Source organism: Pseudomonas sp. 5.2, assembly GCF_059025405.1.
Genome location: NZ_JBYBHH010000018.1, coordinates 87235 through 106900, shown reverse-complemented (window position 1 = coordinate 106900; position 19666 = coordinate 87235). Strand labels below are relative to the sequence as shown.

The window sequence follows — 19666 nt, the reverse complement described above, 5'->3', positions numbered from 1 at the left end:
TCAGACGCTGATCAAGCTCAGCAGGTGGCCGTCCTGAAGGCAGAACTGGCCCTGCAGTTCACTGCCGCGTTGCCATTCGGGTGACAGGTCGGTGAGCAGGCGCAGGCGGGCAAAGCCCTCGGCGGCCCACTCCAGCACTTCGGCGTGCTCGAAATAGAAACGCTGGCGAGTCAGCGGGTAGAGGGTCTTGAACAGGCTTTCTTTGAGCGAAAAGGTCAGCGTCACTGTCAGGCCGAGCTGGCGGCGGTCCAGGCGCTCAAGTTCGGCGGGGGTGAGGATTTCCGCCATCAGGCGCTCGGCACGTTCGTCATCCAGCAGCGACTCCTGATCCAGGCCCAGGCCGCGGCAGCTGCCTTGGCCCGCGACAACGGCGGCGGCCCAGCCTTTGCCATGGGTGATCGAGCCGTGGATACCGGCCGGCCAGATGGGCGAGCGGTCTTCGTGGGTGCCCGGCACAAAGTCGCGGCCATCCAGGCGTTGCAAGGCGGCGCGGGCGCAGACACGGCCGGCCAGGTACTCGGCCTGGCGCTTGGCCACCGAGCGTTGCAGGCTGGCACTTTGTGCAATGCCGGTACGCTGGAAGTCGTCGGCAGCCAGGTGGGCCGGGTCGAAGGCACAGCTGACCAACACTGCACCCGGCAACGGGCGGGGCAGGGGCCAGTGGTGCTGAAGTGGGGAGCAGCAGGTGGGAAGTGTGTTCATGGGGGCTATTGTGCCAGCCGCGACGGCTGTGTGGGAGCGGCCTTGCGTCGCGATGGGCCGCAAAGCGGCCCCGGCGATCGTTACTTGAACACGTTCTTGAAGAAGGCCTGCATATCCGCCCATGAGCTTTCATCGGCTGCCTTGTTGTAACCAATGTCCGGCCCACCATGCTCGCCATGGCTCAAACGGTCGGCGTCCGGGTTGGTGAAGCCATGCTTGGCCCCGGGGATGCTGACGAATTTGTAGTTGACCTTGGCCGCGTCCATTTCCGCCTTGAACGCTTCGACCTGTTGTTCGGTGACCATGCTGTCCGCCGCGCCGTGCTCGACCAGTATGTCGGCCCTGACCACGCCCGGCTTGGCTGGCGTCTGGGTGGCCAGCGCGCCATGGAAACTCACCACGCCATCGAGTTTTTCTCCCCGGCGCGCCGCATCGAGCACCACCTTGCCGCCGAAGCAGTAACCCACGGCGCCCAGTTGGTGCTTGTTGACGTTCGGCTGTTTTTTCAGCAACTCCAGGCCAGCGTCGAAGCGCGCGGCCGCCGCAGCCGGGTCTTTCATCGCTTCGGCCATGAACGCCTGAGCATCCTGCGGATGCTCGGTGTGCTTGCCATCGCCATACATGTCGATCGCCAGCGCTTTGTAGCCCAAGGCTGCCAAGTCACGGGCGCGGCGCTTGGCGTAGTCGTTCAGGCCCCACCACTCATGCACCACGACGATCCCCGGGCGTTTGTCGTCCAGCGCATCGTCATAGGCGTAGTAGCCGACATAGCGCTTGCCATCGTCGTCCTGGTAGGGGATCTCGCGGGTCACTACCGCCGCCTGGGCGAGGGCGGCGCTGCACATCAAGGTCAGGGCCAGCAGGGCGCGCATGTTTACTACTCCTTGTCTTGCAGACAGTTCGTTCAGCCCTGGTTCAGCCAGGGTTCAGTCACGGTTCAGGGTGCCCTCCTTACTCTAGCTTCCAGACAGAAACAGCGCATCCAACTGGAGTACGAAGCCATGAAAACCTTCAACACTTTGCTCGCCGCCATGGCCGTCTGCGCCGCAGGCATCACCACCGCCCAGGCCGCCGATGAAAACTTCGCCAGCCTGACCTACGGCCAGACCAGCGATAAAGTCCGCAAATCGGGCCTGTTGCAACGCAACACCGACAACCTGAACGCCGACGGCATCATCGGCAAGGACGACACCTGGGGCGTGCGCGTGGGTAAGATCAACGACCAGGGTCGCTACTACATGACCTACGATAACGTCTCGGGCGACCACAGCGGCCTCAAGTTGCGCCAGGAAAACCTGCTGGGCAGCTATGACCTGTTCCTGCCGGTGGGCGATACCACCAAACTGTTCGGCGGCGGCAGCCTGGGCATGACCAAGCTGACCCAGGATTCCCCAGGTGCCAGCCGTGATACCGATTATGGCTACGCGGTGGGCCTGCAGGCAGGTGTGATCCAGGAGATCACCGACAAGGCATCGGTGGAGATGGGCTACCGTTACCTGCGCACCAATGCTGCCACCGAGGTGGGCGCCAGCGGCGGGCCGAAAGACGGCACCCTGCGCCTGACCAGCAGTGCACAAACTTACCTGTCGGCGAACTACAAGTTCTGAGGTAGTTGTTATCCTGCACTGGCCTCTTCGCAGCGCAAGGCTGCTCCACAGGCACAGTGGTTGCCCGATGTAGGAGCAGCCTTGTGCTGCGAAGAGGCCGGCACAGGCCATATAAACAAGGAGCTGCACATGAAACTGCTGGTGGTCGAGGACGAAGCGCTGCTTCGCCATCACCTCTACACCCGCCTGGGCGAAAGCGGCCACGTGGTCCAGGCTGTCGCCGATGCCGAAGAGGCCCTTTACCAGGCCGAGCAGTACCACTTCGACCTCGCCGTGATCGACCTTGGGCTACCGGGCATGAGCGGCCTGGAACTGATCGGCCGCCTGCGCAGCCAGAACAAGACCTTCCCCATTCTCATCCTCACCGCCCGTGGCAACTGGCAGGACAAGGTCGAAGGCCTGGCCGCCGGTGCCGACGATTACCTGGTCAAACCCTTCCAGTTCGAAGAACTCGAAGCGCGCCTCAACGCGCTGCTGCGCCGCTCCAGCGGGTTCACCCAGTCGACCATCGCCGCAGGCCCGCTGCTGCTCGACCTCAACCGCAAGCAGGCGACCCTGGACGATCAGCCCCTGGCCCTGACCGCCTACGAATACCGCATCCTCGAATACCTCATGCGCCACCACCAGCAGGTGGTGGCCAAGGACCGCCTGATGGAGCAACTCTACCCAGGCGATGAAGAACGTGACCCCAATGTCATCGAGGTGCTGGTCGGGCGCCTGCGCCGCAAGCTGGAAGGTGATAACGGCTTCAAACCGATCGACACGGTGCGTGGCCTGGGTTACCTGTTTACCGAGCGCTGCCGATGATCCGTTCCCTGCGGGTGCGCCTGATGTTGGCGGCCGCAGTGCTGGCGCTGCTGTTCATGCTGGCGCTGCTGCCTGCCTTGCAGAAGGCGTTCAGCCTTGCCCTGCAGGAATCCATCGAGCAACGCCTGGCCTCGGACGTGACCACGCTGATCTCCGCCGCCCGCATCGAGCGCGGCCAGTTGCAGATGCCGACGCTGCTGCCGGACGAACGCTACAACCTGCCCTACACCGGCCTGCTCGGCTATATCTTTGACCGCGACGGCAACCTGGTGTGGCAGTCGCGGGCCACCGCAGACCAGAACATCAACTACCGCCCCCGCTATGACGGCCGTGGCAACGAATTCGCCCGCATCCATCAAGGCGATGGCGAAGAGTTCTTCGTCTATGACGTCGAGATCAAGCTGCTTGGCGGCCAGAGCGCGGCCTACAGCATCGTTGCGCTGCAACCGGTGCGCGAGTACCAGCACACCCTCGATGGCCTGCGCGAAAAGCTCTACCTGGGGTTTGGCGCAGCCTTGCTGGCGCTGCTGGTGCTGTTGTGGGCCGGCCTGACCTGGGGCCTGCGTTCGCTGCGGCGGCTGAGCCGCGAGCTGGACGAGGTCGAGGCCGGCGCGCGTGACGGGTTGAGCCGCGAGCACCCCCGTGAGCTGCTGCGCCTGACCGGGTCGTTGAACCGCCTGCTGCACAGCGAGCGCGAGCAGCGCCAGCGCTACCGTGACTCCCTGGATGACTTGGCGCACAGTCTGAAGACACCGCTGGCGGTGTTGCAAGGGGTGGGCGAGAGCCTGCGCCAGCGCAGCGGTGAGCGCGAGCAGGCGCGCGTGCTGCAAAGCCAGATTGAGCGCATGAGCCAGCAGATCGACTACCAACTGCAGCGCGCCAGCCTGCGCAAGAGCGGCCTGGTGCGTCACAGCGTGCAACTCAAGCCCTTGCTCGACAGCTTGTGCAGCACCTTGGCCAAGGTCTACCGCGACAAGCAGGTCAGCGTCGCGCTGGACATACCCGAGGCCGCGCAGCTGCCGATGGAGCAGGGCGCGCTGCTGGAACTGCTCGGCAACCTGCTGGAGAACGCCTACCGGTTGAGCCTGGGGCACGTACGGGTGAGCCTGGAAGAGGCGCCAGGCCAACTGACGCTGTGCATCGAAGACGATGGGCCAGGGGTGCCGGCCGATCAGCGCGAGCGGATTCTGGAGCGCGGCGAGCGGCTGGACAGCCAGCACCCGGGGCAGGGCATCGGGCTGGCGGTGGTCAAAGACATCGTCGACAGCTATGACGCCGGCTTGAGCCTGGGTGATTCGCCGCTGGGTGGCGCGGCGTTCCGGATCACCTTCACGCTGGATTGATCGGCAGTACCCGCCCTTTCACAGGCATGCACATGCTTGAGTGCAGTGCCCCCTCTGTGGGAGCGGGTTCACCCGCGAAAGGGCCGTACCGCCATACACTATGGGCGGATTCCCGCCATCACCCCTGGTACAAATTCCGCCACCGGGCGGAAATCCGCCAGCCTTCCTCAGCTTTTTCGCCCTGTCGTTGGGCACTTACCCCTAGCAATCTCGGCCTTTGCACCCTTCATGGGCATTTTGGCATTGCCCTTGCTATTGATCCTGGCAGAGGCCTGCCCAGGCAGCTCGAACACAACGACAAATCCCTCCATGTGCAGGAGGGTTAGCGATTCAGGTGCCCCATCACCCTGGGAAGGGTGAACCGGCACACTTGAGGAAATTAGCCATGACGACACGTCAGCCGCTGTACAAATCCCTGTATGTCCAGGTGTTGGTCGCCATCACCATCGGCATCCTGCTCGGCCACTTCTATCCCGAAACCGGCGTTGCCCTCAAACCCCTGGGTGACGGGTTCGTCAAACTGATCAAAATGGTCATCGCCCCGATCATCTTCTGCACCGTGGTCAGCGGCATCGCTGGCATGCAGAGCATGAAGTCGGTAGGCAAGACCGGCGGCTACGCGCTCCTGTACTTTGAAATCGTCTCCACCATCGCCCTGATCATCGGCCTCGTCGTCGTCAACGTGGTCAAGCCAGGCGCTGGCATGCACATCGACGTCACCACCCTGAACGCCAGCAGCGTGGCCGCTTATGCCGCCGCCGGCGCGCAGCAGACCACCGTTGGCTTCCTGCTCAACATCATCCCCAACACTGTGGTCGGTGCCTTCGCCAACGGCGATATCCTGCAAGTGCTGATGTTCTCGGTGATCTTCGGCTTCGCCCTGCACCGCCTGGGCAGCTACGGCAAGCCGGTGCTCGACCTGATCGATCGCTTCGCCCATGTCATGTTCAACATCATCAACATGATCATGAAGCTGGCCCCGGTCGGTGCCTTCGGTGCCATGGCCTTCACCATCGGCCAGTACGGCGTGGGTTCGCTGGTGCAACTGGGCTACCTGATGGCCTGCTTCTACGTGACCTGCCTGCTGTTCGTCCTGGTGGTCCTCGGCGGTATCTGCCGCGCTCACGGCTTCAGCGTCCTCAAGCTGATCCGCTACATCCGCGAAGAGCTGATGATCGTGCTGGGCACGTCTTCTTCTGAGTCCGCGCTGCCACGTATGCTGGCGAAGATGGAGCGCCTGGGTGCGAAGAAATCGGTGGTTGGCCTGGTCATCCCGACGGGCTACTCGTTCAACCTGGACGGCACCTCGATCTACCTGACCATGGCCGCCGTGTTCATCGCCCAGGCGACTGACACCACCATGGACATCACCCACCAGATCACCCTGCTGCTGGTACTGTTGGTGGCGTCCAAAGGCGCTGCTGGCGTGACCGGTTCGGGCTTCATCGTGCTGGCAGCCACCCTGTCGGCGGTTGGCCACCTGCCGGTTGCCGGCCTGGCGCTGATCCTGGGCATCGACCGCTTCATGTCCGAAGCCCGTGCCTTGACCAACTTGGTCGGTAACGCCGTTGCCACCGTGGTCGTGGCCAAGTGGGTCAACGAAATGGACAACGACAAGCTGGCTTCGGAGCTGGCATCTGGCGGCGCACCGCTGGAAGACACCCGTCCGACCGACGACCTGGGCGTGGCTGAAGGCCCGGCTCGCTGATCGCGGTTAGGCAATGAAAAAAGGCGACCTTCGGGTCGCCTTTTTTGTGCACGCTCGGATCAATGATCCAGCACGACTTCCAGCACGCGGATCAGCGCCGGCTGCGGATAATGCCAGCGCACCTGTACATCCCAGAACTTGACCCCATACACCCGCTCCGGTGGTGGCACCTGATACGCCGGCCGCGGGTCTTGCCCGAGGCACTGCTCGATCAGCTCCACCAGTGGCTCGCCCAGGCGCAGCGCATGCGCGTGGGCCTGGGGCAGGGCATCGTCGTGCCATTGCACGGCAATGGCGGCGGGCGCTTCGCTGGCCATCTGGTTACTGGCACCGGCAATGCTGTCGGCATAGGGTACGTAAGGCTTGATATCCAGCACCGGGGTGCCATCGAGCAGGTCGATCCCGGACAGCAGCAGGCGCCCAGGCTCCACGCCTTCCAGGCGTACCACCGACTGGCCAATACCATTGGGCCTGTGGGTGGCACGGGTGGCGAACACGCCCATGCTCTTGTTGCCGCCCAGGCGCGGTGGGCGCACTTTCAGGCGTGGCTTGTCTTCAAGAGCCTGGTGGAACAGAAACAACAGCCAGACATGGCTGACCTGCTCCAGGCCCGCCACGGCATCACCCTGATCGAACGGCGGCAGCAGCTCCAGCACGCCACGCGCCGCAGGTGCCAGGTGGGGCTGGCGCGGGATGGCGAACTTTTCCTTGAAGCAGGAGCGGACAATGCCGACCGGTGAAACCGTATGCTGCATGGCCACTTAGCCGCGCACGCGCAGGGTCAGGCCCTTGAGGAAGTTGCGCAGCAGCTGGTCGCCGCAGGGCCGGTAGTTGTCATGGCCGACCTTGCGGAACAGCGCGCTGAGTTCGGGTTTGGAGACCGGGAAGTTGACCGACTTGAGTATCGCGTGCAGGTCTTCTTCCTTGAGCTCGAACGCCACGCGCAGCTTTTTCAGAATGGTGTTGTTGGTCACCGGCAGCTCGACCGGCTGTTGCGGGCGGCTGTCGTCCTTGCCGCGGCGATGAATCACCAGGCCATCCAGAAAGTGCGCCATGACCGGGTCGGGGCAGCGCACGAAGCCGGGCTCTTCCTCTTTCTTGAGGTAGCTGGCCAGGGTCTCGGCGCTGACCTCCAGGCCCGACAGCTTGATGATGCCGACCATTTTGGCATCGTTGATCTTGAGCATGTAGCGCAGGCTGCGCAGTACATCGTTGTGGTTCATTTGACTGAAATCCTGTTCTGAGCCGTGCCATCCGGCGCGGCGGTATTGCTTAGAAACGTTCGCTGGTAGCCATGTAGCGCCACTGTCCCAGTGGCAGCTTGCCCATGGACACACCGCCCAGGCGAATGCGGCGCATGCTGATTATCTGCAGGCGCAGGCTGGCGCACAGTTCGGAAATCTGCCCCGGCTGCGGGTTTTTCAAGGCCAGGCGCAGGTGGGTTTCGTTCTGCCAGCTGGCTTTGGCCTTGGGTAACTCCCGGTCATTGCGCATCACACCACGGGCCAGGCGCTCCAGCGCCTGCGGGGTGGCTTCGCCGCTGACTTCGATGATGTATTCCTGCTCCAGGCGGCGCAGGTCGGCGTCGATCTTGCGCGCTACGCGCCAATCCTGGGTGAAAATCTGCAGGCCGCTGGCGCCACGCTCGAGGGGGGCAATGCAGGACAGCTTGGTGAAGTGCCCATGCAGCGGCCGAACACCTTCACGGTGCGCCTCGCTGAGGGTGTCCATGGTCATGCTGATACGGGCCGACTCGGTGTCCAGGCCGGCAGGTTGGTTGAGCAGGAGGGTCACGGGTTCGAGGTTTTCGGCGCGCGCACCGGGCAGCAGCTCGACCTGTTGGCCGTCGACCTTGAACTGTGGCTGCTCGACCACCACGCCATCGACCGTGACCCAGCCGCCTTCGATGTACAGCTCGGCTTCGCGGCGGGAACAGCCGAATTGCTCGATAAGGCGTTTGGACAGGCGGACGGGCTCAGACATGACGGTGATTCGCAAAGGCAGGGAAAGGCCGCCATTGTACCTGCCTGGGCGGTCGAGGGGCTGGGAATCTGTGTCATTTACGCCGTTTTGGCGAGACAACACGGCAGAAGCGTCAGGCCCCTGCGCGGATCAGCCGCAGGTGCAGCAAAGGGTAGGGCTGCCCCAGCCCATCGGTCTGCGAACGGCCAACTACCTCAAAACCTTCGTGCAGGTAGAACCCCAGCGCCTGCGGGTTCTGCTCGTTGACATCCAGGCGTTCGGCATTCAGTTCATCGATGGCGTAATGCAGCAGCCGTTTACCAATGCCCTTGCCACGGTATGAGGGCGCGACGAACAGCATGTCCACCCGGCCATTGGCCACGCCGGCAAAGCCCTGGATGCGTTGCTGTGAGTCCTTGCAGCAAATCAGCATCACCGCATCGAGGTAGCGGTGCAGCACATGTTCGCGCAGCAGCAGGATATAGGCATCAGGCAGGAAATCGTGGGTCGCGCGCACCGAGTCTTCCCAAACCTGGGTCAGCTCGGGGTAGTCGCGCAGATGGGGGGTGTGCAGCGTCGAAACCTGGCGCATCCGTGTAATCCTCCTGGGGACTGAGGAAAACGATAGATGCAAATGCAAAGGTCGGCGTCAGATCAGCCTAACCATTCCACTGGAGCAGCCTTGTGCTGCGAAGAGGCCAGTGGCAACGCCGTAAATCTTCGCTGCTAGCACCGGCCTCTTCGCAGCACAAGGCTGCTCCTACCGGGAGTGCGCATGACCGGAGGGTGTGGGCGGACGTGGCAACACAAGGGGCGCAATGCGCCCCCGGTATTTCAGCGCTTTGCGTTGATCAGACAGGCTCTGCCCACATGTCGTACTCGTCGGCATCCACCACCCGGCAACGCACTTTGTCGCCGGGTTTGAAGCCATGGTCGCCATCGATGAACACGCTGCCGTCGATCTCTGGCGCATCGAAGAAGCTGCGGCCTACCGAACCTTGCTCCTCGACTTCGTCGATCAGCACTTCGATCTCTTTGCCGATGCGCAGCTGCAGGCGCGCGCTGCTGATGGCTTGCTGATGCGCCATGAAGCGGTCCCAGCGGTCCTGCTTGACGTCATCCGGCACTTCGTCCAGGCCCAGGTCGTTGGCCGGGGCGCCTTCGACAGGTGAATACTGGAAGCAGCCGACGCGGTCGAGCTGGGCTTCGGTCAGCCAGTCGAGCAGGTACTGGAAGTCTTCTTCGGTTTCGCCAGGGAAGCCGACGATGAAGGTCGAACGGATCACCAGCTCAGGGCACTGCTCGCGCCAGTTCTTGATGCGCGCCAGGGTACGGTCTTCGAAGGCCGGGCGCTTCATCGACTTGAGCACTTTCGGGCTGGCGTGCTGGAAGGGGATATCCAGGTACGGCAGGATCTTGCCGGCGGCCATCAGTGGGATCACGTCGTCGACGTTCGGGTACGGGTACACATAATGCAGGCGGACCCAGGCGCCCAGGCTGCTCAGCGCTTCGCACAGCTCGAGCATGCGAGTCTTGACCGGGCGGCCGTTCCAGAAGTCGGTCTTGTACTTCACGTCGACGCCGTAGGCGCTGGTGTCCTGGGAAATCACCAGGATCTCCTTGACGCCCGCCTTGACCAGGCGCTCGGCCTCGCTCAACACTTCACCCACCGGGCGGCTGACCAGTTTGCCGCGCATCGACGGGATGATGCAGAAGCTGCAGCTGTGGTTGCAGCCTTCGGAAATCTTCAGGTAGGCGTAGTGACGCGGGGTCAGCTTGACGCCTTGAGGCGGCACCAGGTCGATCAGCGGGTTGTGGTCCTGGCGTGGCGGCACCACTTCGTGCACGGCGTTGACCACTTGTTCGTACTGCTGCGGGCCGGTAACCGACAACACACTCGGGTGCACATCACGGATGCTGCCTTCCTCGACACCCATGCAACCGGTGACGATGACCTTGCCGTTTTCCTTGATCGCTTCGCCGATCACTTCCAGCGACTCGGCCTTGGCGCTGTCGATGAAGCCGCAGGTGTTGACCACCACCACGTCGGCGTCCTCGTAGGTGGGCACGACTTCATAACCTTCCATGCGCAGCTGGGTCAGAATGCGCTCGGAATCGACCAGGGCTTTTGGGCAACCCAGGCTTACGAAACCTACCTTAGGAGTGGCGGGAGTGGTGGACATGACTAACCTCGGTATTGAATACAGGTCGCCCGACCGGAAACGGGGGCGATCTTGACGGGCGCTTTTTGGCGCCTCTGATCAAAAAGTGCGCAATTCTAGCGAGCGCAAGGTCGCTTGACTAGCAGAAATACGACGAACGCTGCGCTATGCTTCGCGCCGTTGCGTCCGGGTATCTGCCATGCCCTGGCGTGGGGGTGAATTCTATCGGCCGAGAGGGCCGTCTGCGGGAGTGGTCGATGGTTCAGGCAAGCAGTCATGCCGAAGGCGGGCACGAGGGGAAGCAGGGTGCGACGCGGTCGCTGGGCCTGCTCGTGGCGGCGGTCGGGGTGGTCTATGGCGATATCGGCACCAGCCCGCTGTATACGCTCAAAGAAGTCTTTACCGGTGGCTACGGCGTGCCGGTCAACCATGACGGTGTGCTGGGGATCCTGTCGCTGATCCTCTGGTCGCTGCTGTGGGTGGTGTCGTTCAAATACGTGATGTTCATCCTGCGTGCCGACAACCAGGGCGAGGGCGGCACCATGGCGCTTACCGCGCTGGCGCGGCGGGCCACGGCGGCCCATCCGCGGCTGCGTACGCTGATGGTCATCTGCGGGCTGATCGGCGCTTCGCTGTTCTATGGCGACAGCATGATCACCCCGGCGGTGTCGGTCCTGTCGGCGGTCGAGGGCATGGGCCTGGCTTTCGACGGCATCGATCACTGGGTGGTGCCCATTTCGCTGGTGGTGCTGGTAGCGCTGTTCCTGGTGCAAAAGCATGGCACCGACAAGATCGGCAAGCTGTTTGGCCCGATCATGGTGGCCTGGTTCGTGGTGCTGGGGGCCTTGGGGGTGCATGGCATCTCGCAAAGCCCTGAAGTGCTCAGGGCATTCAACCCCGGTTGGGCGGTGAACTTCTTCATTGTTCACCCCGGCATGGGCGTGGCCATTCTTGGTGCCGTGGTGCTGGCGCTGACCGGTGCCGAGGCGCTGTACGCCGACATGGGCCACTTCGGCCGCAAGCCGATTGCCCGCGCCTGGTTCGCCCTGGTGCTGCCGGCGCTGGTGCTCAACTACTTTGGCCAGGGTGCAATACTGCTGCAAAACCCGGAGGCGGCGCGCAACCCCTTCTACCTGCTGGCACCGTCCTGGGCGTTGCTGCCGCTGGTGGGGTTGGCGACCATGGCCACGGTGATCGCCTCGCAAGCCGTGATTTCCGGGGCCTTCTCCCTGACGCGCCAAGCCATCCAGCTGGGCTACATACCGCGCATGCAGATCCAGCACACGTCCAGTGATGAACAGGGGCAGATCTACATCGGTGCGGTGAACTGGACGTTGATGGTCGGTGTGGTGTTGCTGGTCATCGGTTTTGAATCGTCCGGCGCCCTGGCCGCGGCCTATGGTGTGGCGGTCACCGGCACCATGCTGATGACCACCATCCTGGTGTCGTCGGTGATGCTGCTGTTGTGGAAATGGCCGCCGGTGCTGGCAGTGCCGATTCTGCTGGGCTTTTTGTTCGTGGACGGGCTGTTCTTCGCCGCCAACGTGCCGAAGATCGTGCAGGGCGGTGCCTTCCCGGTGTTGGCGGGCGGCGTGTTGTTCCTGTTGATGAGCACCTGGAAGCGCGGCAAGCAGATTCTTGTCGAGCGCATCGATGAAGGCGCGCTGCCGCTGCCGGTGTTCATCAGCAGCATCCGCATCCAGCCGCCGCACCGGGTTGAAGGGACGGCGGTGTTCCTGACGGCGCGCCCCGACGCCGTGCCCCATGCGCTGCTGCACAACATGTTGCACAACCAGGTGCTGCACAGCCAGGTGGTGCTGCTGACGGTGGTCAGCGAGGACCAGCCACGGGTACCGGAGCAGGAGCGTTTCGAGGTGGAGGCCTATGGCGACGGGTTCTTCCGCGTGCTGTTGCACTTTGGCTTCATGGACGAGCCGGACGTGCCGGCGGCGTTGAAGCTGTGCCACCTGGAAGACCTGGATTTCAGCCCGATGCGCACGACGTACTTCCTCAGCCGCGAAACCGTCATTGCGTCGCGGCTGGAGGGCATGTCGCGCTGGCGCGGGAACCTGTTTGCGTTTCTGCTGAAGAACGCCAACGGCAATCTGCGCTTCTTCAATCTACCGTTGAACCGGGTGATCGAGCTGGGGACCCAGGTCGAGATCTGAGCAAAGGTCGGGCTGCTGGAATTGCGCAGCCCGTTCTGGCTTCATCGCCGGCAAGCCGGCTCCCACAGGTTCAACAGCGCCCTCAAGCGCTGCACACTTCCTGTGGGAGCAACTGTCTTGTGGTGCTCGTTCCGGCCTCTTCGCGGGCAAGCCCGCTCCCACAGTTGCGGCGCTAGACTTGGAGGCTACAGAGTTCGGGTGGGAGCCGGCTTGCCGGCGATTGGGCCGCATGGCGGCCCCTTTCTATCAGTTCTGCTCCGCCACGCTCGACTTGCCCTGGCGCGTCTCGATCTCGCCGATCAGGCGCTTGGCCAGCGCGGGGTAGTTCTCATCGAAGTGGTGCCCCCCCGGTAGCTTCAGTCGCTCACCGACGGCCGTCTTGTCGGTGCAGCCGCTTTCGTCGGTCTCTTCCACGCCGTAGACGCACACCACTTTGGACGCTGGCAGCCTGGCCATTTCCGGCCCGGTTGGCGCCTCCTGGCCCTCTTTACCCAGCCAGCCCTCGACCTCGATCTCGAAGCTGCCGCTGCGGGCGAAGGCCAGTAGCATCACCGCGTCGATGCGTTGCTGGTCTTCGGCCGGCAGGCGGTTGTAGATGGCGGGCAGCACGTCGGCGCCAAACGAATAGCCGGTCAATACAAAACGCTTGGTACCCCATTTCTGACGATAGTGCTGCATCAGTTCCGACAGGTCGGCGGCGCTCTGTTCCGGGGTCTTGTGTTGCCAGTAATAGCGCAGGGTGTCGATACCGACCACCGGGTAGCCCAGCTTGGCCATTTCCCCGGCCACGTCCCGGTCCAGGTCGCGCCAGCCACCGTCCCCGGACAGGAACAGGGTGACGGTGTCGGTGGTTTGCCCAGCCGGCACCTCGACCACCGGGATGGCCAGGGCGTTGCCGTCATGCCCGACCAGGGCTTGGGTCAGCTGCGATTTGAGTACCTGGGGCAAGTGGATGTCGTAATCGCTGATGCTGGTTTCAGCGTTGGCCTGGTCGCGCACGAAGGCGGCGCTGGCGTCATCCGGGTTGTCGTTCCAGGCGACGTTCCAGTGGCCGTGGGCCGCCGACTTGGGCAGCGTGGCCTGGCAGCCGGGTTGCTCCAGGGTGAAGTCGACGGAAATGGCCCGCGCCTTGTCGTCAGTCTGTGCGGCCAGCCAGCGCCAGGCTTGTGCCGCACCCGGGCCGATGCCGGCTACCAGGGTCGGTTTCTCGGCGAGCTGGGTCACTGCCAGGTCCAGCGCTTGCTGCTGCTTGCTGCAGTCGCTAGGCGGCAGGATCACCTGCACCAGCTGGGCTTCCCCGGCCTGGCTCAGGTCCAGCAACTGCTTGTCGGTCAGGGCCTGGTCCTGGGGGACGCCGATGGCGACCCGGGCTTTGGCGTGCACGCCAGGGGTGACACGGGTGATGTGGGTGTCATTCAGGGTCAATTGCTCAAGGCGCGCCTCGGGGGCCGGGCGCGTCCATAGCCAGAAGGCCGCGGCCCCGCCAAGGGCGGCCAGCAGCAGCGCAATCACCAGGTACAGCCAATAGCGTCGGATCATCAGCGTTTCACCAATCCAGTCAGGCCGCCAGCAATCAGGGCGGCAGTGTCGGCCAGTGCCACCAGCGGGTCGAGCCCTGCTGGCACAGCCATGTAACGGGGTTCCCAGTCCGGTTGGAACTTGTCCTTGAAGCGTCGAAGCCCCTGGAAGTTGTAGAGCTGTTCGCCGCGGCGGAACACCATTGAGCCCAGGCGTTGGGTCAACGGCGCGCCACGCCTCGGCTGCAACCCGGAAAGCGGGACCATGCCCAGGCTGAAACGGCCGTAGTCATGGCTTTTGTAGTGCAGGATCAGGCCGATCATCATGAATTCCATGGTCAGCTTCGGCGCTTCTGGGTGGGCCCGCATCAGGTCGAGGCTGGCCAGCTCGTTGCTGTGGGTTTCCAGCAGGTTGGCAAACGCCACGGGCCGGCCCTGGAAGCGAATCAGGGCAATCCGGAAATGCTGCAGGTACTCGGGGCTGAAGCGCCCGAGCGAGAAGCCTTTCTCGCGCACGTTCTTGCCGCTGAGCCAGGCATCGGAGATTTCCTTGAGCTCTGCCAGTGGGGCGTGACCGGGCTCATGGATCTCCAGGCTAAGGCCGTCACGGCCGCCACGGTTCCAGGTGTAGCGCAGGTCCTTCATCTCCTTGCCCTTGGCGTCGAGGTCGAAACGGCGCAGGTCGACCCGGGCTTCCTCGCCCAGCTTGAGGGCGGTCAGGCCAATGTCCATATAGAAGGGCAGGTTCTCTGCGCGTACCTGATAGAACACCGGCCGGGCGTGGTGCAGGTCGCACAGGTCACGGAACTGCCAGATCATCTCGGCGCGCTCCTGTGCGGGCCCGATCGGGTCATACAGGGCCACCAAGCTGCGACCGCGACGGGCATACATCAGGAAGGCGTTGTCGCGTGGGTGGAACAGCAAGGCCTTGTCCCCCGTCAGCGCCAGGCCGCCATCGGGCTGGTCGGACGCCAGCAGAATGCGGTTGGCGCGTTGCAGCTCTTCGTCATCGGGCAGGTGGATGACCGGCGGTGCGGTGCGCAGCAGCCAGGTCAGGGCCACGGCCACCAGCAGCACGGCGCTGCCCATGGCTGCCCGCAGGCCGCGCGGGGCATCGGCATCCAGGGTGAACTGCCACCACAGCTGGTGGCTGTAGGGCACATCCTGGTAGGCAAACAGCAGCAGCCACACCGAAGCACCCACCACACAGGCGCTGGCCACCAGGAACACCGGCGAGAAGGGCAGCTCCAGCAAGCGGCTGGGGCGGTAGAAGGAGCGGCGGAACAGGGCAAGCAGGGCGGCGGTGAACGTGAGCAGGCACGCCTCTTCCCAGTCAAAGCCCTTGAGCAGCGAGAGCAAGGCACCGACCAGCAGCAATGTGGTGGTCAGCAGCCAGGCCGCCGACAGGCGCCGGCGCAGCCCTTGGGCCAACAGCAGGCAGAGCACGCCGATCAGGCTGGCGCCGAAGTGCGAGGCATCGATCAGGCGATGGGGCACCAGAAACCCCATGTGCTCCAGGCGCGTGTCGATCTCCGGCGTGGCACCGGAGAACAGCAGCACGACGCCGGACAGGAACACCAGGATCGACAGCACCGGCGCGGCCAGCCCTGAAGCTACCTTGATCGCCTGTTGCGCGAACAGCAGGCGCCGTGCCTCGTTGGCCAACAACAGCACGCAGGCCAGCAGCAGCGGCAATACCACGTAGATCAGGCGATACAGCAACAAGGCTGCTGCCAGTGGCGCGGCGCCCAACTGGTCGGCAAAGGCTGCCAGCAAGATCGCCTCGAACACCCCGACACCGCCGGGTACATGGCTGAGCACGCCAGCGGCCAAGGCCAGCAGGTACACCAGGATGAACGCGCCAAAGGGCGGTGCTTCGGGCAGCAGCAGGTACAGCACGGTGGCTGCGGCGGCCACGTCCAAGGCAGTGATCAGCAATTGCAGTGCAGCCAGGCGGGCACCCGGCAGGCGCAGCGTGCGGCGGCCCAGTTGCACCAACAGGTTATCGGCCACGGGTTGTTCGGCCAGGCGCCTGCGATAGAGCCCGATCACCAACACTGCAAACAGCACCAGTACAGCAGCTGCGATACCCGCCAACAGGCCCGGCGAAAGGCCCAGCGCCGTGGAGGCGGCGGGTAGATCGCTCAAGGTCGCCAAGGCAGCCAGGGGCGGCAACGCACACCCCAGCGACAGGCTGGCAAAAACGGTCATCCGCGCGACTTCGGCAGCCCCAAGGCCCTGGCGTGCATACAGGCGGTAGCGTACCGAACCACCCGACAGCATCGACAGGCCGATGGCGTTACCGATGGCGAAGGCGCTGAAGCCGCCCAGGACCAGGCTCCTCGCGGGCAGTTTCACGCCGGCATAGCGGCTGGCCGACCATTCGTACCCCAGCAGGATCACGAACCCGACGACCGTCGCCAGCAACGCACCGAGCAACGACTGCGTCGGCACGCTGAGCATGGCATCGTGCAGTGCATAGATGTCCAGCTCGCTCAGCAGGTGGCGGCAGGCAACCAGCGCCATGGCGAACAGCACCAGCGTCACCGCCAGGCCAATGGGCTGACGATAGCGGCTCAAGCGCTCGATCATGGGCAGGCGCTGCGCAGCAGTCGGTAGCGCCGATGCGAGGGGCACCGGAGGTTCAGGGTTGTGGGAAGTCATCGATTGGTACCCCGAGCCGGCAGCGCGAGGTAGGGGAGAGGTGCGGCCAAGTGAAAGTCCCTTAGGAAAACGTATCCAATAGTACTCCGTGCACAGGCGCTTTCAGCGTTCTGGCCGGGTTAAAGATAGTTCATCCTGAGAGGGGTATCTCAAGCCTGAGGGGCAGGCGAGTGGCAGGTTAGTGCTTTGGCGATGGAAACCGTGGGGCCATAAAACAACAAACCCCGCGCTGCTGTTACACAGGCGGGGTTTGTTCTGACGAATATGGTTGCGGGAGCCGGATTTGAACCGACGACCTTCGGGTTATGAGCCCGACGAGCTACCAGACTGCTCCATCCCGCGTCAGAGGTGCGCATTCTACAGCTTGTTGAATCTGTGTAAAGCGTTAATTGTTGATTTCTCAACCTTTTTTCTTCTGCATCATTTTCGATGCAAAGAAAAAGGCCACTGCGTTAACAGTGGCCTTCTCTTTGTTTGGTTGCGGGAGCCGGATTTGAACCGACGACCTTCGGGTTATGAGCCCGACGAGCTACCAGACTGCTCCATCCCGCGTCTGTGGGGCGGATTCTACAGTTTATTGACGGTGTGTCAAGCGTTAGCTCTTGATTTATCGTCAATTTTCCACAATGACTTTTTCGAGGCCAAAGAAAAAGGCCACTGCGTTAACAGTGGCCTTTTCTCGAATCTGGTTGCGGGAGCCGGATTTGAACCGACGACCTTCGGGTTATGAGCCCGACGAGCTACCAGGCTGCTCCATCCCGCGCCTGTGAGATCGAATTCTACGGATTTCCCGCCCTATGTCAAGCATTATTCCAAGAAAACCCTTTTTCGTTCAAACCCTTAGCGTTTGAGCAAGGCGCGCGGGGCAGGCGCGGCGGGCCTTGCAGGCCAATTGTCGAGGGATGCGCCGTGCAGGCTGTTGCGCCAGAGGGGCCATGCGATACTATCTGTATGAATCTACAGTACTGACGGTCATCCATGTCCTTGCGCAAGATCATCCATGTCGACTGCGATTGCTTCTACGCCGCGATCGAGATGCGTGATGACCCGCGCCTGGCCGGTCGGCCCATGGCGGTCGGCGGGTCGGCCGACCATCGCGGGGTCATCGCCACCTGCAACTATGAAGCCCGTGCCTATGGCGTGCGCTCGGCCATGTCCTCGCGCCATGCGCTCAAGCTGTGCCCTGACTTGTTGATCGTCAAACCCCGTTTTGAAGCCTATCGCGAGGCATCTCGGGAGATTCACGCCATTTTTCGCGATTACACCGAGCTGATCGAGCCCTTGTCGCTGGATGAAGCCTACCTGGATGTCAGCGACAGCCAGTGGTACGCCGGTAGCGCGACACGGATTGCCGAGGACATTCGCCGGCGCGTCGCCCGTACCTTGCATATCACGGTGTCGGCGGGTGTCGCCCCCAACAAGTTCCTGGCCAAGATCGCCAGTGACTGGCGCAAGCCCAATGGCCTGTTCGTCATCACCCCGGGGGAGGTCGAGGCGTTTGTCGCGGCCCTGCCCGTCGCCCGGTTGCATGGGGTGGGCAAGGTCACGGCGGACAAGCTGGCGCGCTTGGGTATCGATACCTGCCTGGACCTGCGCGCGTGGTCCCGCCTGGCCCTGGTGCGTGAGTTCGGCAGTTTTGGTGAGCGGCTTTGGGGGCTGGCGCGGGGGGTTGATGAGCGTGCTGTGCACAATGACAGCCGCAGGCAATCGGTCAGCGTGGAAAATACCTACGATACCGATCTGCCGGACCTGGCCAGTTGCCTAGAGCGTCTTCCCGCGTTGCTCGACAGCCTTAATGAGCGCATTGCCCGCATGGACAGCAGCTACCGGCCGGACAAACCTTTCGTCAAGGTCAAGTTCCATGACTTCAGCCAGACGACGATGGAGCAGGCGGGGGCAGGCAGGGACCTGGAAAGTTACCGGCAATTAATGAAGCAGGCCTTCGCGCGGGGTGACAAGCCGGTGCGCTTGCTGGGTGTCGGGGTCAGGTTGCGGGATTTGCGCGGTGCGCATGAGCAACTGGAGCTGTTCCCACCTAAATGAACAAGGGCCGCTAAGCGGCCCCTTTCATTTATTGCACGCCTGGGTCAGCTACCAGCCGCCCGGTGGCCTTGGTCAGGGATTGCAGGAATTCCTGCTGCAGTTCCGGATCGTTGCGCGTCAGCTCGATCAGGCTCTGCTCCATTTCACTGGCTTCCTCTTCCAGGCCCAGTTCGGACAGGCGTTTGACCCGGTGCACCCACTGGCTGACATCATCGTCTTCCAGGTCGTCGAAGATCAGCTCGTGCGCTTCAAGCAGCTTGTTGCGCAGCGTGGCGCTGACCAGCAGGCTGGCGTCACCGCGCACCGCATTGTCCTCATCGACCACCTGCAGGTGCAGGGTGCCAATGTGGTTGAGGTTTTGCTCGGAGAACGGGCTGTCGAGCAGGTTCAGGCGCAGCACGCCGTTTCTGTCGGTGGTCAGCTCGTGGGTGAGTTTGCCGGCCTTGACTTCGACCAGGCGCTCGCTCCAGGGAAGGCTGGTGGACTCCTCGCGCTGGTCCTTCTGCACTTCGCTGATCCCGGCAAGGTTCTGCTGGGCGCGACCGTTGGACTGCACGTTCATGAACGGGTTAAGCCCCGCCACGCCGTAGCTGAGCCAGTCGTGGGTCACGCTTTCAGGCAGGTTGCCCAAGGCGAACACGTTGACCACGTTGGCACCTACGCCCGCTACGACAGCCACCGCACCCAGTGGGATCTCGTAGATCTCCCGCCAAGGCTGGTAGGGCGTGTAGCGGTCGTAGCGCCGGGTAACTTCGAACTCGGTGACTTCGAAGCGCTTCAGCTCATGCACGCGCACACGTCGTTGCGGCAGCTCCATCACCTTCGGCTCGCCGACATCGATCTGCAGACTGTGTTCGAGCAGTTTTCGCTCGACGCGCTCCTCGTGCTCGCTGCGCTGGGACATCTGGTTGGCGCAGCCGCTGATGAGCAGGGCGCCGCACAGTGCGGCGCCCCCCAGGGGAAAGGTACTTCGCTTGGACATG

Annotated in this window: 16 protein-coding genes and 3 tRNA genes; 6 read left to right on the top strand and 13 right to left on the bottom strand. The window is 63.3% G+C overall.

Annotation, left to right across the window (positions count from 1 at the left end):
• Both AC5PZ0_RS23580 and AC5PZ0_RS23575 read right to left on the bottom strand, forming a co-directional pair.
• Window positions 1–702 carry a 4'-phosphopantetheinyl transferase family protein gene (locus AC5PZ0_RS23580; protein ID WP_493855836.1) on the bottom strand — a complete coding sequence of 234 codons (702 nt, stop codon included), beginning with the start codon at window positions 700–702 and terminating at the stop codon, window positions 1–3.
• An 80-nt stretch (window positions 703–782) separates the two neighbouring features.
• Window positions 783–1574 carry a dienelactone hydrolase family protein gene (locus AC5PZ0_RS23575; RefSeq protein WP_099430219.1) on the bottom strand — a complete coding sequence of 264 codons (792 nt, stop codon included), beginning with the start codon at window positions 1572–1574 and terminating at the stop codon, window positions 783–785.
• 129 nt (window positions 1575–1703) lie between these two features.
• On the opposite strand from AC5PZ0_RS23575, the gene AC5PZ0_RS23570 reads away from it, so the two are divergent.
• The 4 genes from AC5PZ0_RS23570 to AC5PZ0_RS23555 all read left to right on the top strand — a co-directional run bounded on the left by AC5PZ0_RS23570 (window position 1704) and on the right by AC5PZ0_RS23555 (window position 6167).
• Entirely contained in the window at window positions 1704–2309 is a 606-nt protein-coding gene (locus tag AC5PZ0_RS23570; RefSeq protein WP_027594692.1) for an outer membrane beta-barrel protein, read from the top strand.
• A 129-nt stretch (window positions 2310–2438) separates the two neighbouring features.
• Window positions 2439–3116 carry a response regulator gene (locus AC5PZ0_RS23565; protein WP_027594691.1) on the top strand — a complete coding sequence of 226 codons (678 nt, stop codon included), beginning with the start codon at window positions 2439–2441 and terminating at the stop codon, window positions 3114–3116.
• Window positions 3113–4459, top strand: coding sequence for an ATP-binding protein (locus tag AC5PZ0_RS23560; protein ID WP_099430218.1), 1347 nt, complete (start codon window positions 3113–3115; stop codon window positions 4457–4459). The genes AC5PZ0_RS23565 and AC5PZ0_RS23560 overlap by 4 nt, the downstream gene beginning before the upstream one ends.
• Window positions 4460–4844: 385 nt before the next feature.
• Entirely contained in the window at window positions 4845–6167 is a 1323-nt protein-coding gene (locus tag AC5PZ0_RS23555; protein ID WP_027594689.1) for a dicarboxylate/amino acid:cation symporter, read from the top strand.
• Between the two features lie 59 nt (window positions 6168–6226).
• Here AC5PZ0_RS23555 and tsaA read toward each other — a convergent pair whose 3' ends face one another.
• The 5 genes from tsaA to rimO form a co-directional block, all read right to left on the bottom strand.
• Entirely contained in the window at window positions 6227–6922 is a 696-nt protein-coding gene (tsaA, locus tag AC5PZ0_RS23550) for a tRNA (N6-threonylcarbamoyladenosine(37)-N6)-methyltransferase TrmO (RefSeq protein ID WP_099430217.1), read from the bottom strand.
• Window positions 6923–6928: 6 nt separating this feature from the next.
• A complete protein-coding gene (locus AC5PZ0_RS23545; RefSeq protein ID WP_027594687.1) occupies window positions 6929–7390 on the bottom strand; it encodes a YehS family protein in 462 nt (153 codons plus the stop codon).
• A gap of 49 nt (window positions 7391–7439) precedes the next feature.
• Window positions 7440–8150 (bottom strand): rRNA pseudouridine synthase, encoded by a 711-nt coding sequence (locus tag AC5PZ0_RS23540; protein WP_099430216.1) that lies wholly within the window; start codon window positions 8148–8150, stop codon window positions 7440–7442.
• Between the two features lie 112 nt (window positions 8151–8262).
• Entirely contained in the window at window positions 8263–8721 is a 459-nt protein-coding gene (locus AC5PZ0_RS23535) for a GNAT family N-acetyltransferase (RefSeq protein WP_412764072.1), read from the bottom strand.
• A gap of 259 nt (window positions 8722–8980) precedes the next feature.
• A complete protein-coding gene (gene rimO / locus AC5PZ0_RS23530; protein WP_027594684.1) occupies window positions 8981–10312 on the bottom strand; it encodes a 30S ribosomal protein S12 methylthiotransferase RimO in 1332 nt (443 codons plus the stop codon).
• Window positions 10313–10548: 236 nt separating this feature from the next.
• Between rimO and AC5PZ0_RS23525 the strand changes: the two genes are divergently transcribed.
• A complete protein-coding gene (locus AC5PZ0_RS23525) occupies window positions 10549–12459 on the top strand; it encodes a potassium transporter Kup (RefSeq protein ID WP_027594682.1) in 1911 nt (636 codons plus the stop codon).
• A gap of 246 nt (window positions 12460–12705) precedes the next feature.
• Here AC5PZ0_RS23525 and AC5PZ0_RS23520 read toward each other — a convergent pair whose 3' ends face one another.
• The 5 genes from AC5PZ0_RS23520 to AC5PZ0_RS23500 all read right to left on the bottom strand — a co-directional run bounded on the left by AC5PZ0_RS23520 (window position 12706) and on the right by AC5PZ0_RS23500 (window position 17403).
• Window positions 12706–13998, bottom strand: coding sequence for a virulence factor family protein (locus AC5PZ0_RS23520; protein WP_099430214.1), 1293 nt, complete (start codon window positions 13996–13998; stop codon window positions 12706–12708).
• On the bottom strand, window positions 13998–16640 hold the full coding sequence (gene mprF / locus AC5PZ0_RS23515; RefSeq protein WP_186680997.1) for a bifunctional lysylphosphatidylglycerol flippase/synthetase MprF: 2643 nt from the start codon (window positions 16638–16640) through the stop codon (window positions 13998–14000). The genes AC5PZ0_RS23520 and mprF overlap by 1 nt, the downstream gene beginning before the upstream one ends.
• 265 nt (window positions 16641–16905) lie before the next feature.
• Window positions 16906–16982: transfer RNA gene (locus AC5PZ0_RS23510), tRNA-Met, on the bottom strand.
• Window positions 16983–17115: 133 nt separating this feature from the next.
• Window positions 17116–17192 (bottom strand) — tRNA-Met (locus tag AC5PZ0_RS23505).
• A 134-nt stretch (window positions 17193–17326) separates the two neighbouring features.
• Window positions 17327–17403: transfer RNA gene (locus AC5PZ0_RS23500), tRNA-Met, on the bottom strand.
• Between the two features lie 221 nt (window positions 17404–17624).
• On the opposite strand from AC5PZ0_RS23500, the gene dinB reads away from it, so the two are divergent.
• On the top strand, window positions 17625–18683 hold the full coding sequence (gene dinB, locus AC5PZ0_RS23495) for a DNA polymerase IV (protein ID WP_172960426.1): 1059 nt from the start codon (window positions 17625–17627) through the stop codon (window positions 18681–18683).
• A 28-nt stretch (window positions 18684–18711) separates the two neighbouring features.
• Here dinB and AC5PZ0_RS23490 read toward each other — a convergent pair whose 3' ends face one another.
• Window positions 18712–19665, bottom strand: a complete 954-nt coding sequence (locus AC5PZ0_RS23490) for a YceB family lipoprotein (protein ID WP_027594678.1) — start codon at window positions 19663–19665, stop codon at window positions 18712–18714.
• Window position 19666 lies beyond the last annotated feature (1 nt).

Bases quoted from the DNA above. Each gene is read 5' to 3' on its own strand.
- AC5PZ0_RS23580 (WP_493855836.1), bottom strand. From the start codon at position 702: ATGAACACACTTCCCACCTGCTGCTCCCCACTTCAGCACCACTGGCCC.
- AC5PZ0_RS23575 (WP_099430219.1), bottom strand. From the start codon at position 1,574: ATGCGCGCCCTGCTGGCCCTGACCTTGATGTGCAGCGCCGCCCTCGCC.
- AC5PZ0_RS23570 (WP_027594692.1), top strand. From the start codon at position 1,704: ATGAAAACCTTCAACACTTTGCTCGCCGCCATGGCCGTCTGCGCCGCA.
- AC5PZ0_RS23565 (WP_027594691.1), top strand. From the start codon at position 2,439: ATGAAACTGCTGGTGGTCGAGGACGAAGCGCTGCTTCGCCATCACCTC.
- AC5PZ0_RS23560 (WP_099430218.1), top strand. From the start codon at position 3,113: ATGATCCGTTCCCTGCGGGTGCGCCTGATGTTGGCGGCCGCAGTGCTG.
- AC5PZ0_RS23555 (WP_027594689.1), top strand. From the start codon at position 4,845: ATGACGACACGTCAGCCGCTGTACAAATCCCTGTATGTCCAGGTGTTG.
- tsaA (WP_099430217.1), bottom strand. From the start codon at position 6,922: ATGCAGCATACGGTTTCACCGGTCGGCATTGTCCGCTCCTGCTTCAAG.
- AC5PZ0_RS23545 (WP_027594687.1), bottom strand. From the start codon at position 7,390: ATGAACCACAACGATGTACTGCGCAGCCTGCGCTACATGCTCAAGATC.
- AC5PZ0_RS23540 (WP_099430216.1), bottom strand. From the start codon at position 8,150: ATGTCTGAGCCCGTCCGCCTGTCCAAACGCCTTATCGAGCAATTCGGC.
- AC5PZ0_RS23535 (WP_412764072.1), bottom strand. From the start codon at position 8,721: ATGCGCCAGGTTTCGACGCTGCACACCCCCCATCTGCGCGACTACCCC.
- rimO (WP_027594684.1), bottom strand. From the start codon at position 10,312: ATGTCCACCACTCCCGCCACTCCTAAGGTAGGTTTCGTAAGCCTGGGT.
- AC5PZ0_RS23525 (WP_027594682.1), top strand. From the start codon at position 10,549: ATGGTTCAGGCAAGCAGTCATGCCGAAGGCGGGCACGAGGGGAAGCAG.
- AC5PZ0_RS23520 (WP_099430214.1), bottom strand. From the start codon at position 13,998: ATGATCCGACGCTATTGGCTGTACCTGGTGATTGCGCTGCTGCTGGCC.
- mprF (WP_186680997.1), bottom strand. From the start codon at position 16,640: ATGACTTCCCACAACCCTGAACCTCCGGTGCCCCTCGCATCGGCGCTA.
- AC5PZ0_RS23490 (WP_027594678.1), bottom strand. From the start codon at position 19,665: ATGTCCAAGCGAAGTACCTTTCCCCTGGGGGGCGCCGCACTGTGCGGC.